We start from the raw sequence: 12,327 nt of genomic DNA, 5'->3' as shown, positions 1-12,327 counted from the left end.
CTTGGGCCCCCCCGCTCCAGGTTGGCGCGTAGCGAGGGGTCGTACGCGGGTCAGACCTCCACCACGACAGGGAGGATCATCGGCCTGCGCCGGTACGTGTCCGAGACCCACTTGCCCAGCGTGCGCCGGATCAGTTGCTGCATCTGGTGGGGCTCCACGACGCCGTCCTGAGCCGAGCGCTCCAGGACTTCCGTGACCTTCGGGAGGACGTCGCTGAAGGCCGAGTCCTCGATGCCGGAGCCACGGGCCTGGACATGCGGTCCGGCCGTAATCTTGCCGGTCGACGCGTCCATGACGACGAAGACCGAGATGATGCCCTCGTCGCCGAGGATTTTGCGGTCCTTGAGGGCCGGCTCGCCCACGTCGCCGACGGAGAGGCCGTCGACGTAGACATAGCCCGCCTGGACCTTGCCGGAGATCTTGGCCTTGCCCTCGATGAGGTCGACGACGACGCCGTCCTCGGCGATGACGATGCGGTCGTGCGGGACGCCGGTCAGGGCGCCCAGTTCGGCGTTGGCGCGCAGGTGGCGCCATTCGCCGTGCACCGGCATCAGGTTCTTCGGGCGGCAGATGTTGTAGAAGTACAGCAGCTCGCCCGCGGACGCGTGGCCGGAGACGTGCACCTTGGCATTGCCCTTGTGGATGACGTTCGCGCCCCAGCGGGTCAGGCCGTTGATGACGCGGTAGACCGCGTTCTCGTTGCCGGGGATCAGCGACGACGCCAGGATCACCGTGTCGCCTTCGACGATGCGGATCTGGTGGTCGCGGTTGGCCATCCTCGACAGGGCTGCCATCGGTTCGCCCTGTGAGCCCGTGCAGACCAGCACGATCTCGTCGTCCGGGAGGTCGTCGAGGGTCTTGACGTCGACGACCAGGCCCGGCGGGACCTTCAGGTAGCCCAGGTCCCGTGCGATGCCCATGTTGCGGACCATGGAGCGGCCGACGAAGGCGACGCGGCGGCCGTACTCGTGGGCCGCGTCCAGGATCTGCTGGATGCGGTGGACGTGGCTGGCGAAGCTGGCCACGATGATCCGCTTGCGGGCGGTCGCGAAGACCTGGCGCAGGACGTTCGAGATGTCGCGCTCGGGCGGGACGAAGCCCGGGACCTCGGCGTTCGTCGAGTCGGAGAGGAGCAGGTCGATGCCCTCCTCGCTCAGACGCGCGAACGCGTGCAGGTCCGTGAGCCGGCCGTCCAGCGGGAGCTGGTCCATCTTGAAGTCGCCGGTGTGCACGACCATGCCGGCCGGAGTGCGGATGGCCACGGCCAGCGCGTCCGGGATGGAGTGGTTGACCGCGACGAACTCGCAGTCGAAGGGACCGATGCGTTCGCGGTGCCCCTCCGCCACCTCGAGGGTGTACGGGCGGATCCGGTGCTCCTGGAGCTTGGCCTCGATGAGGGCGAGGGTCAGCTTGGAGCCGATCAGTGGGATGTCCGGCTTCTCGCGGAGCAGGAAGGGGACGCCGCCGATGTGGTCCTCGTGGCCGTGGGTGAGGACGATGCCCTCGATGTCGTCGAGGCGGTCCCTGACGGACGTGAAGTCCGGCAGGATCAGGTCGATTCCGGGCTGCTCCTCCTCGGGGAAGAGCACTCCGCAGTCGACGATCAGGAGGCGGCCGCCGTATTCGAAGACCGTCATGTTCCGGCCGATTTCACCGAGGCCGCCGAGCGGGGTGACCCGTAGGCCGCCGTCGGGGAGTGACGGGGGCGGGCCGAGTTCGGGATGCGGATGACTCAAAAGACTCTCCTCACCACACGCGCCACGTACCGGTGGGCACGTGGCGCGCATGACGTTCGTGCAGTAGCAGTTGTCGTTGTCTGTGCAGGCACCGGTGGCCTGCTATTCAGTTGTGGAGTTTCGTTGCGCGAGGCCTCGCGCGAAGTCTGGTGTTAGAGCTGTACCCCGCCCGCGGCAAGATCGATCTTGAGCTGCTCGATCTCCTCTGGAGTGAGTTCGACCATCGGTGCGCGCAGCGGTCCGGCGGGCAGGCCCTGGAGGGCGAGCGCGGCCTTGGTGGTCATGACGCCCTGGGTGCGGAACATGCCGGTGTACACCGGCAGCAGCTTCTGGTGGATCTCGGTCGCCTTGTGGACGTCGCCCGCGGTGTACGCCTCGACCAGGGCACGCAGCTCGGGGGTGACCACGTGGCCGACGACGGAGACGAAGCCGACGGCGCCCACGGAGAGCAGCGGCAGGTTCAGCATGTCGTCGCCGGAGTACCAGGCGAGGCCGGAGCGCGCGATGGCCCAGCTGGCCCGGCCGAGGTCGCCCTTGGCGTCCTTGTTGGCGACGATCCGCGGGTGTTCGGCGAGACGGACCAGCGTCTCGGAGTTGATCGGGACGCCGCTGCGGCCGGGGATGTCGTAGAGCATGACCGGCAGCTCGGTGGCGTCGGCGATGGCCGTGAAGTGCCGGTAGAGGCCTTCCTGCGGGGGCTTGTTGTAGTACGGCGTCACGACCAGGAGGCCGTGCGCGCCCGTCTTCTCGGCCTCGCGGGCGAGTTCGAGGCTGTGGCGGGTGTCGTTGGTGCCGACGCCGGCGACGACGTGGGCCCGGTCGCCGACCGCCTCGAGGACGGCTCGTACGAGATCCTTTTTCTCCGCATTGCTGGTGGTGGGGGACTCGCCGGTGGTGCCGTTGATGATCAGGCCGTCGTTGCCTGCGTCCACCAGGTGGGTAGCGAGCCGCTGCGCGCCGTCGAGGTCGAGTGCGCCGTCCGCCGTGAAGGGCGTGACCATGGCGGTGAGGACCCGCCCGAAGGGGGTCTGCGGAGTGGAGGTCGGAGCCATGGGTAACACGCTACTCGCTGCTCAATGCGGGGTCTGCCCTCGGGGCAGGCGACAAGTCGTGACAAAGGTGGAGCCCGGCACTGCCTGCTCGGGGGTTCAAGCAGTGCCGGGTCCGTTTGATCAGGCTAGATGAACTTCTCCAAATGCCGCAATCCGGACACTTCGCCCAGCCGCCCCGTACATCTGTGCCCGGCAGTGCACCATCGGTGCGTTACGGCGCGACGCGGCCGTTGGCGTTGAACGCTGCGTAGGTGAGCGGCATGAGCTTGGCCCACTCCGCCTCCATCTTCTCGCCGACCATCTCGATCTCGCGCTGCGGGAAGGACGGGACCTTCGCCAGTTCGTGCTGGGTGCGCAGGCCGAGGAAGTGCATCAGCGAGCGGGCGTTGCAGGTGGCGTACATGGAGGAGAACAGGCCGACGGGGAGGACCGCGCGGGCCACCTCGCGGGCGACGCCGGCGGCGAGCATCTCCTGGTAGGACTCGTACGCCTGTCGGTACGAGTCCTCCATCACACGGCCGACCAGCTCCTGCTGGGCCTGGGTGCCCTCCACGAAGACGTACTTGCCGGGGCGGCCCTCCTGGACCAGCTTGCGGGACTCGTCGGGGACGTAGAAGACCGGCTGGAGCTCCCGGTACCGGCCCGATTCCTCGTTGTACGACCAGCCCACGCGGTGGCGCATGAACTCGCGGAAGACGAAGATCGGGGCGCTGATGAAGAAGGTCATCGAGTTGTGCTCGAAGGGGCTGCCGTGCCGGTCCCGCATCAGGTAGTTGATCAGGCCCTTGGAGCGCTCGGGGTCCTTGCCCAGCTCGTCCAGGGACTGCTCGCCGATGGTCGAGACGCGGGCGGCGAACAGCACGTCGGCGTCGGACGCGGTGTGCTTCACCAGCTCGACGGTGACGTCACCGCGGAAGCTGGGCTTGAGGTCGTCGGCGGGGGTGTCGGTCACGGCTCGGAGGGTCCCTTCCATCACTTCTCTGGGGCGGCGACCACTCTACGACCCGGCACTGACAACGGGGCGTTCGGTGCCGGGATGCGACATTCGGTCGCGAACAACAGCGAACTTTGGCGAACTTCTGCGAAGTCGGGGAAATCGGGCACCTTTTGAGGCGTTCGCTCGTCTGTATCGGTGACAGTGATTCGTTCGATCCCTGAGAGCCCCGAAGCGGCCCAGGGTCCCCGAGAGGAGAGGTACCTCTGATGTTCCGTCGGCGCGAACCCGTCCCGTTCGCCTTCGTCGCCGAGGCCGACAGGTATCGCAGCAATGTCGCGCCCCCACCGCGTGAGCGGGCGTCCGCGGGGCAGATAGCCGGGCGCTGGCTGCTGGGCCTCACCATCGTGGCGGGGCTGGTCGGGTCCCTGGTGCTCGGCATGCCGGCGCTGTCCCAGGACCAATCGTCCACGCAGCCCGAGCAGTCGCAGGCGGACAGCGGGCACTGACCCCATCCGGACCCCCGAGGGTGGTGAGCGGGGACACGGGTCGATAACCTCACCGGGCACAGCCCATGCATGGATTGAGTGAGGACCAGCCGTGCCCCTGCCCTTCCTGACGGCCGACCGCGCATATGAGGCAGCGGAGGATGTCCCGCTGCCGTTCGACGACCGCGACCGCTGGCGGCGTCCCTACCGTCCCGGGCCCTGCCGGGTGGGCGTGGCGGCGATTCTGCTGCTGCTCGCCTCGTATGTGCTGTTCGCGGCCGTCATCATCGCGTTGACCGGCACACTCACCGAGTCCGGAGTGGTCTTCGGCATCGCGCTCGTCGTGATCGCCGTCGCCCTGCGGATGCTGCGCATGGGCGTGTGGGTGAGCGTGCGCGGCCTGCGCCGTGTGGGCTTCCTCGGCACGCGTACGGTGGCCTGGAACCGGATCATCGCCGTGCGGACGGTGCAGCAGCCGGTGCGCTGGCTCGGGCTGCCGCGCACGGTGCAGGGGCAGGCCCTGACCCTCGTACGGGAGGGGCGGGCTCCGGAGGACGAGCAGCCGCTGCTGACCACGCACAACGCCGACTTCCTGGCGCGGCCGGAGGCGTTCGACCGGGCCGCGGACACGATCGAGGCGTGGGCGGCGGAGGCGCTCCGCTAGGAGCAACGTGAGAATCTGCGGGCCGGTGGGGGCTGGTCGCGCCCACGCGGCGGAGCCGCATATTGACACAGCCCCGCGCCCCTTCGGGGCGCTCCTCAGCGCGCCGTCTCCCAGAGCGTGATCGCCCGCTGCATCGCCTTGCGGGCGCGTGGGGTGTCGCGGGCGTCGTGGTAGGCGACGGCGAGGCGGAACCAGCTGCGCCAGTCGTCGGGGGCGGCCTCCGTCTCGGCCTTGCGCTTGGCGAACACCTCGTCGGCCGAGTCGCGGTCGATGCGTCCGCCGGGGGTGCGCTTCAGTTCGTCGACGGGCAGGCCGCCCTCGGCGTCGAGTTCGGCGGCGAGCCGGTTCGCCTTGCGGACGAACTCGGTGTTCTTCCACAGGAACCACAGGCCGATCACCGGCAGGATCAGGACCGCGACACCGAAGGTGACGGTCAGGGCCGTGCCGGCCTGGATGAGCATGACGCCGCGGCTGCCGACCAGGACGAAGTAGACGACCAGGACGGCGGCCGTGACGGCATAAGTGATCTTCGCGCGCATGACGGTCAGCCGAGGTCCAGGAAGTGTTCCAGGCCGAAGGTGAGGCCCGGAGTGGTCACCACGCGGCGGGCGCCGAGCAGGATGCCCGGCATGAAGCTGCTGTGGTGGAGCGAGTCGTGGCGGACGGTCAGCGTCTCGCCCTCGCCGCCCAGCAGCACCTCCTGGTGGGCGAGCAGACCGCGCAGCCGGATCGCGTGGACCGGGACCCCGTCGACGTTCGCGCCGCGGGCGCCGTCCAGGGCGGTGACCGTGGCGTCCGGCGCCGGGGCGGAGCCCGCGTTCGCCCGGGCCTCGGCGATGAGCTGGGCCGTGCGGGTGGCGGTGCCGCTGGGGGCGTCCACCTTGTTCGGGTGGTGCAGCTCGACGACCTCGACGGACTCGAAGTAGGGCGCGGCGATCTGCGCGAACTTCATCGTCAGGACGGCCCCGATGGAGAAGTTGGGCGCGATGAGCACGCCCGTCTCCGGGGACTGGGCCAACCAGCCCTTGAGCTGCGCGAGGCGGTCCTCGGTCCAGCCCGTCGTACCGACGACGGCGTGGATGCCGTGCCGCACACAGAAGTCGAGGTTGCCCATCACCGAGGCCGGCGTGGTCAGTTCGACGGCGACCTGGGCGCCGGTCTCGGCCAGCGTCTCCAGCTTGTCGCCCCGGCTGAGGGCGGCGACCAGCTCCATGTCATCGGCGGCCTCGACCGCCCGTACCGCCTCGGATCCGATCCGGCCCTTGGCACCGAGGACCGCCACGCGCAGCTTGCTCATGTTCTTGCTTCCTTCAGTTCCTTCAGGAGAGGACGTACGCGACCGAGAGGCCTACGCGACCGCTTCGTGCAGACGAGAGGCCTGTTTGTCCTTCAGCGGGCCGATGACCGACAGCGAGGGCCGCTGTCCCAGGATGTCGCGGGCGACCGCGCGGACGTCGTCCGGGGTGACCGAGGCTATCCGGGCCAGCATGTCGTCGACGGACATCTGCTCGCCCCAGCACAGTTCGCTCTTGCCGATACGGTTCATCAGCGCGCCCGTGTCCTCAAGGCCGAGGACCGTGGAGCCGCGGAGCTGACCGATGGCGCGGTCGATCTCGTCCTCGGGCAGGCCGTGCTCGGCGACCTGGTCGAGTTCGTCGCGGCAGATCTTGAGCACGTCGTGCACCTGGGACGGGCGGCAGCCCGCGTACACGCCGAAGAGGCCGCAGTCGGCGAAGCCGGAGGTGTACGAGTACACGCTGTAGGCCAGACCGCGCTTCTCGCGGACCTCCTGGAAGAGGCGGGACGACATCCCGCCGCCGAGCTCCGTGTTCAGCACGCCCAGCGCCCAGCGACGCTCGTCCGTGCGGGCCAGGCCCGGCATGCCGAGGACGATGTGCGCCTGCTCCGTCTTGCGGCCGATCAGCTCGACACGGCCGGCCGTGCGCAGTGTCCGGCTGCCGTCGCGCGGGGCGATGGGCGTGGCGTCGGGGCTCTTGAGGGCGCCCGCCTTCTCGAAGGCGGCGCGGACCTGTCGTACGACCTTGTTGTGGTCGATGTTGCCGGCGCAGGCGACCACGAGGTGGGTCGGGTCGTAGTGCTTCTTGTAGAAGCGGCGGATGCGGTCGGCGGTGAGGGCGTTGACCGTGTCGACCGTGCCGAGGACGGGGCGGCCGAGGGGGTTGTCGCCGAACATCGTGTGCGCGAACAGGTCGTGCACACAGTCACCCGGGTCGTCCTCGGTCATCGCGATCTCTTCGAGGATCGCGCCCCGCTCGACGTTGACGTCCTCTTCGAGGATGAGGGAGCCCGTGAGCATGTCGCAGACGACGTCGATGGCGAGCGGCAGGTCGGCGTCGAGCACGCGCGCGTAGTAGCACGTGTACTCCTTGGCCGTGAACGCGTTCATCTCGCCGCCGACCGCGTCGAGGGCCGAGGAGATGTCCAGCGCGGACCTGCGGGTGGTGCCCTTGAAGAGGAGGTGCTCCAGGTAGTGCGTGGCGCCGTTCAGCGTCGGCGTCTCGTCGCGGGAGCCGACGTGCGCCCAGATGCCGAAGGTGGCGGAGCGCACGGACGGGAGGGTTTCGGTGACGACCCGGAGGCCTCCGGGGAGGGTGGTCTTACGGACCGTACCGATGCCGTTGACGCCCTTGATCAGGGTTTGGGTACGGGCGACGGCCCGCGCCTCCGAAGAGGTGCGGGCCGTCGTCGTGGAGCTGCTCGACGTCACTGGTTGGTGTCGTCCTTCGTGTCGTCCTCGTTGTCGCTCGCTTCGCCCTCGATGACCGGGATCAGGGAGAGCTTGCCGCGGGAGTCGATCTCGGCGATCTCGACCTGGACCTTCTGGCCCACGCCGACGACGTCCTCGACGTTCTCCACGCGCTTGCCGCCGGCCAGCTTGCGGATCTGCGAGATGTGCAGCAGACCGTCCTTGCCGGGGAGCAGGGAGACGAAGGCGCCGAAGGTGGTGGTCTTCACGACCGTACCCAGGTAGCGCTCGCCGACCTCGGGCATCGTCGGGTTGGCGATGCCGTTGATCGTGGCGCGGGCGGCCTCGGCGGCCGGGCCGTCGGCGGCACCGATGTAGATGGTGCCGTCGTCCTCGATCGTGATCTCGGCGCCGGTGTCCTCCTGGATCTGGTTGATCATCTTGCCCTTGGGGCCGATGACCTCGCCGATCTTGTCCACGGGGATCTTGACGGTGATGATCCGCGGGGCGTTCGGGGACATCTCGTCCGGCGTGTCGATCGCTTCCATCATCACGTCGAGGATGTGGAGGCGGGCGTCACGGGCCTGCTTGAGAGCGGCGGCCAGGACGGAGGCCGGGATGCCGTCCAGCTTGGTGTCGAGCTGGAGGGCGGTCACGAACTCCTTGGTGCCGGCGACCTTGAAGTCCATGTCGCCGAAGGCGTCCTCCGCACCGAGGATGTCGGTGAGGGTGACGTAGTGCGTCTCGCCGTCGATCTCCTGGGAGATCAGGCCCATGGCGATACCGGCGACGGGGGCCTTCAGCGGCACACCGGCGTTCAGCAACGACATGGTGGAGGCGCAGACCGAGCCCATGGACGTCGAGCCGTTCGAGCTGAGCGCCTCGGACACCTGGCGGATCGCGTAGGGGAACTCCTCACGCGTCGGCAGGACCGGAACCAGGGCACGCTCGGCGAGGGCGCCGTGGCCGATCTCGCGGCGCTTCGGGGAGCCGACGCGGCCGGTCTCGCCGGTGGAGTACGGCGGGAAGTTGTAGTTGTGCATGTAGCGCTTGCGGGTCACCGGGGAGAGGGTGTCCAGCTGCTGCTCCATACGGAGCATGTTCAGCGTGGTGACGCCCAGGATCTGGGTCTCGCCGCGCTCGAACACGGCGGAACCGTGCACCCGCGGGATGGCCTCGACCTCGGCGGCGAGCGTACGGATGTCCGTGACGCCACGACCGTCGATGCGCTTCTTCTCCTTGATGACGCGCTCACGGACCAGGGACTTGGTCAGCGAGCGGTACGCGGCGGAGATCTCCTTCTCGCGGCCCTCGAACTCCGGCAGGAGCTTCTCGGCGGCGAGCGTCTTCACGCGGTCCAGCTCGGCCTCGCGCTCCTGCTTGCCGACGATGGTGAGCGCCTGGGCGAGCTCCGGCTTGACGGCGCCGGTGAGCGCCTCAAGGACGTCGTCCTGGTAGTCCAGGAAGATCGGGAACTCGCCGGTCGGCTTGGCGGCCTTCGCGGCGAGGTCCGACTGGGCCTTGCAGAGGACCTTGATGAAGGGCTTCGCGGCGTCCAGACCGGCGGCGACGACCTCCTCGGTCGGCGCCTCGACACCGCCCTTGACCAGCTGGATGGTCTTCTCGGTGGCCTCGGCCTCGACCATCATGATCGCGACGTCGCCGTCCTCCAGGGTGCGGCCCGCGACGACCATGTCGAAGACGGCGTCCTCGAGCTCGGTGTGCGTCGGGAACGCGACCCACTGGCCGTTGATCAGTGCGACGCGGACGCCGCCGATCGGGCCGGAGAAGGGCAGACCGGCCAGCTGCGTGGACGCGGAGGCGGCGTTGATCGCCACGACGTCGTACAGGTGGTCGGGGTTGAGGGCCATGATCGTGGCGACGACCTGGATCTCGTTGCGCAGGCCCTTCTTGAAGGACGGGCGCAGCGGGCGGTCGATGAGGCGGCAGGTGAGGATGGCGTCCTCGGACGGCCGGCCCTCACGGCGGAAGAAGCTGCCGGGGATCTTGCCGGCGGCGTACATCCGCTCCTCGACGTCCACCGTCAGCGGGAAGAAGTCGAGCTGGTCCTTGGGGTTCTTGGAGGCGGTGGTGGCCGACAGCACCATGGTGTCGTCGTCCAGGTACGCCACGGCGGAGCCGGCGGCCTGCTTGGCCAGGCGGCCCGTCTCGAAGCGGATGGTGCGGGTGCCGAAGGAGCCGTTGTCGATGACGGCCTCGGCGTAGTGGGTCTCGTTCTCCACTAGCGTTTTCTCCGTTACTTGTCGTCTTTGTCCCGTGGCTGCCCGTGTGGCAGGGGGACGGTTGCGGAGAAGCGCTCCGTCTGGTGCGGGCCGGTCTTCGATCGAAGCACCCGGGGCTCACTCGCCCGGGGGCCACTACCGAGGACCGGCGGCGGCGAGGCGCGCTTCTCCTCTTCTCTTTCTTGTTGTGCTGTGTCGTGCGTATTGCGTTGTGCTACCACACTACAAAGCGGGTGTGACACTCCGCACGTTTCCGCACGTACGGCAAAGGGAGCGGCCCCCGATCGTCTCGGGAACCGCTCCCTTCACGGCGTCTTACTTGGCGCCCGCCGCACCGCGGCGGATGCCGAGGCGGTCGACCAGCGCACGGAAGCGCGCGATGTCCTTCTTCGCCAGGTACTGCAGCAGCCGGCGGCGCTGACCGACCAGGATCAGCAGACCACGACGGGAGTGGTGGTCGTGCTTGTGGGTCTTGAGGTGCTCGGTCAGGTCCGAGATACGGCGCGAGAGCATCGCGACCTGGACCTCGGGAGAGCCGGTGTCGCCCTCCTTGGTACCGAACTCGGTGATGATCTGCTTCTTCGTAGCGGCGTCGAGCGACACGCGTACTCCTCGTAGTCTGTGAAGGGCCACCGAGTGCCCCCGGTCCACTTCTCGGGGGAGCTTCCATTACTCGGGAGGCAGGGATCCGCTGGGCGCGGCCTCCAGAGCCAGGGGCTCCGGGGGTGCGTACACAAACGGCCGTTACACAGCGTACCAGCAGACGAGCGCGCTCTTGACAGGCGTCCCGCGCCGGTCAGATGCCGCCGCGGACCTTGCCGTAGACATCGAGGACGGCCAGGCAGATCGGGACCAGGGAGAGCAGCACCAGCGAGTCGGCGAGATCGAGCATGCGGCCCCAGAACGGGGAGAGCCCCTTCTGCGGCACGATCAGCGCGATCGCGATCAGGACCAGCACGCCCACGCCGACCGTGGCGGCGAGCCACAGGGTCCGGATGTCGACGGCGCTGGAGTCGCCCTTGAGGAGCTCGACGATGATGCCGGCCGGCGGCGAGATGGCCAGGCCGAGCACCAGCAGCGCGATCGTGCTGACACCGGCCACGAACAGGCACGTGACCTGGGCGGTGTACCGGAAGAGACGGGCGCGCAGCATCGCGGCGAGGCCGGTGCACAGGGCCAGCAGCTGGGCCCAGCCCCCGTCGCTGAAGCCGAGCACCGCGCCACCCGCGCCGACGATGACGGCGGCGCAGCCCCCGACCAGGCCGAGCAGCAGTTCGTGGCCCCGGCTGGTCTGAGCGACGATGCGCTGGACGTCGACGGCTTCGAGGTCGCCCTCGCGGCCCTCACGACGGGCCCTGGCCAGGTCCTCCGGGTTGCGGAAGCCGATCGGCAGCTTCGCGAAGCGGGCGGACCAGCCGGGCAGGAAGCCGACGACCGCCAGGCCGACGACGGAGGTGCCGGCGGCGATCTCCCGCGGCTCCGCCTCGGTGAGCACCCCGCAGAACACGGCGAGCGTGCCGATGCCGGCGGCCAGCGCGGCGGCCACGAACGGGGCGTCGCCCTGCGGCAGCAGCATGATCAGCACGACCGAGAGAAGGAGTATGGCGACACAACCGACGAGGAACTGGATCCGGCCGGGGCCTTCGCCCGCGTCCTGGGGGATGACGCCGGAGCCCGCGATGAGCGCGTGCGGCAGTGCCGAGATACCGAGCGCGACGGCGGAACCACGGTCGTCGTAGACCCGGGCGCGTACCCCGGCGAGTGCCGTCAGGGCCAGGGCGACCACGCCGGCGAGGATGCCCTGCAGGCCGTGCATGTCGTGCCGTATCGGATCCGCGAACCAGAAGACGAAGCCGAGCATGATCAGCAGCAGGGCGCCGGAGACGAGTCCGGCCACGCGCATCAGGTTGTCGTTCCAGCTGCGGATGTCCTGCTTGACCGCGGCGGCGATCGCGTCCACCACGTCGTCGTGCACGGCCGGCGGCAGGGAGTCGGCGAAGGTGCGCAGCAGCAGCACGTCGCCGTCCCTGACCCGGTGCTCGAGCAACGAACGGCTGGCGTCGAGTACTTGGCCCTCGCGGGTGACGAGGTGGTAGCCGGCCGGATCGGCGTCCGGCCGGGCCAGGCCCGAGAGTCTGACGATCTCAGGAAAAAGGTCCTGAATCGGCAGATCCTCCGGTAGCGCGACATCGACCCGGCTGTCCGGCGCCGCGATCGTGATTCGGCAGAAACCTGTCGACGTCCCCGTACTCACCTGGTACTTCCCCCTGCTGGACAAGGCTTCCTCGCGCCGCTCGTACGACGCGGAGCGCCACCATATCCGTTGGCATGGGGGGCGTAGGGCCCACCTCCCCGGTTTCCTCCCCGGGCCCCCTCGGCATCTCCATCCTCCTGGCTCCCTCAGGCACTCGGTGCATCAGTAGGATCGACGCCCATACGTATGGCGCCTACGCGAACGAGAACACGTCGCGGTACACGGGGGCGTCGATGCCAGGACGTATCA

11 protein-coding genes are annotated in these 12,327 nt (G+C 69.0%); 2 read left to right on the top strand and 9 right to left on the bottom strand.

From position 1 onward, the window contains the following. Positions 1-50 precede the first annotated feature (50 nt). From ACTWQO_RS44375 to thyX, 3 genes are all read right to left on the bottom strand, one after another. Positions 51-1,736, bottom strand: coding sequence for a ribonuclease J (locus ACTWQO_RS44375; RefSeq protein ID WP_443243076.1), 1,686 nt, complete (start codon positions 1,734-1,736; stop codon positions 51-53). Between the two features lie 152 nt (positions 1,737-1,888). Beyond that, positions 1,889-2,788: a 4-hydroxy-tetrahydrodipicolinate synthase gene (gene dapA / locus ACTWQO_RS44370; protein ID WP_443243075.1), complete on the bottom strand. Its 900-nt coding sequence runs from the start codon at positions 2,786-2,788 to the stop codon at positions 1,889-1,891. Between the two features lie 211 nt (positions 2,789-2,999). Further along, positions 3,000-3,740, bottom strand: coding sequence for an FAD-dependent thymidylate synthase (thyX, locus tag ACTWQO_RS44365; protein ID WP_328355526.1), 741 nt, complete (start codon positions 3,738-3,740; stop codon positions 3,000-3,002). A 251-nt stretch (positions 3,741-3,991) separates the two neighbouring features. Here thyX and ACTWQO_RS44360 point away from each other — a divergent pair, with 251 nt between their 5' ends. Next, positions 3,992-4,231 carry a hypothetical protein gene (locus ACTWQO_RS44360; protein ID WP_443243074.1) on the top strand — a complete coding sequence of 80 codons (240 nt, stop codon included), beginning with the start codon at positions 3,992-3,994 and terminating at the stop codon, positions 4,229-4,231. Between the two features lie 91 nt (positions 4,232-4,322). Beyond that, positions 4,323-4,874 (top strand): hypothetical protein, encoded by a 552-nt coding sequence (locus tag ACTWQO_RS44355; protein ID WP_443243073.1) that lies wholly within the window; start codon positions 4,323-4,325, stop codon positions 4,872-4,874. Between the two features lie 95 nt (positions 4,875-4,969). Here the strand turns inward: ACTWQO_RS44355 and ACTWQO_RS44350 are convergent, their stop codons facing one another. The 6 genes from ACTWQO_RS44350 to eccD all read right to left on the bottom strand — a co-directional run bounded on the left by ACTWQO_RS44350 (position 4,970) and on the right by eccD (position 12,078). Continuing rightward, entirely contained in the window at positions 4,970-5,413 is a 444-nt protein-coding gene (locus ACTWQO_RS44350) for a hypothetical protein (protein ID WP_443243072.1), read from the bottom strand. 5 nt (positions 5,414-5,418) lie between these two features. Further along, on the bottom strand, positions 5,419-6,171 hold the full coding sequence (gene dapB / locus ACTWQO_RS44345; protein ID WP_443243071.1) for a 4-hydroxy-tetrahydrodipicolinate reductase: 753 nt from the start codon (positions 6,169-6,171) through the stop codon (positions 5,419-5,421). A gap of 51 nt (positions 6,172-6,222) precedes the next feature. Further along, on the bottom strand, positions 6,223-7,602 hold the full coding sequence (locus tag ACTWQO_RS44340) for a M16 family metallopeptidase (protein ID WP_443243070.1): 1,380 nt from the start codon (positions 7,600-7,602) through the stop codon (positions 6,223-6,225). Then, positions 7,599-9,824 (bottom strand): polyribonucleotide nucleotidyltransferase, encoded by a 2,226-nt coding sequence (locus ACTWQO_RS44335; protein ID WP_443243069.1) that lies wholly within the window; start codon positions 9,822-9,824, stop codon positions 7,599-7,601. The genes ACTWQO_RS44340 and ACTWQO_RS44335 overlap by 4 nt, the downstream gene beginning before the upstream one ends. A 315-nt stretch (positions 9,825-10,139) precedes the next feature. Then, positions 10,140-10,427 (bottom strand): 30S ribosomal protein S15, encoded by a 288-nt coding sequence (rpsO, locus tag ACTWQO_RS44330; RefSeq protein ID WP_210582679.1) that lies wholly within the window; start codon positions 10,425-10,427, stop codon positions 10,140-10,142. Positions 10,428-10,620: 193 nt separating this feature from the next. Then, complete coding sequence (eccD, locus tag ACTWQO_RS44325) at positions 10,621-12,078, bottom strand: type VII secretion integral membrane protein EccD (RefSeq protein ID WP_443243068.1); 1,458 nt, start codon at positions 12,076-12,078, stop codon at positions 10,621-10,623. Between the last annotated feature and the right edge of the window lie 249 nt (positions 12,079-12,327).

This window comes from Streptomyces sp. 4N124, from assembly GCF_052245395.1.
Taxonomy (GTDB): domain Bacteria; phylum Actinomycetota; class Actinomycetes; order Streptomycetales; family Streptomycetaceae; genus Streptomyces.
This window is presented reverse-complemented; position numbering and strand designations above follow the sequence as displayed.

Bases quoted from the DNA above. Each gene is read 5' to 3' on its own strand.
- ACTWQO_RS44360 (WP_443243074.1), top strand. From the start codon at position 3,992: ATGTTCCGTCGGCGCGAACCCGTCCCGTTCGCCTTCGTCGCCGAGGCC.
- dapB (WP_443243071.1), bottom strand. From the start codon at position 6,171: ATGAGCAAGCTGCGCGTGGCGGTCCTCGGTGCCAAGGGCCGGATCGGA.
- dapA (WP_443243075.1), bottom strand. From the start codon at position 2,788: ATGGCTCCGACCTCCACTCCGCAGACCCCCTTCGGGCGGGTCCTCACC.
- ACTWQO_RS44350 (WP_443243072.1), bottom strand. From the start codon at position 5,413: ATGCGCGCGAAGATCACTTATGCCGTCACGGCCGCCGTCCTGGTCGTC.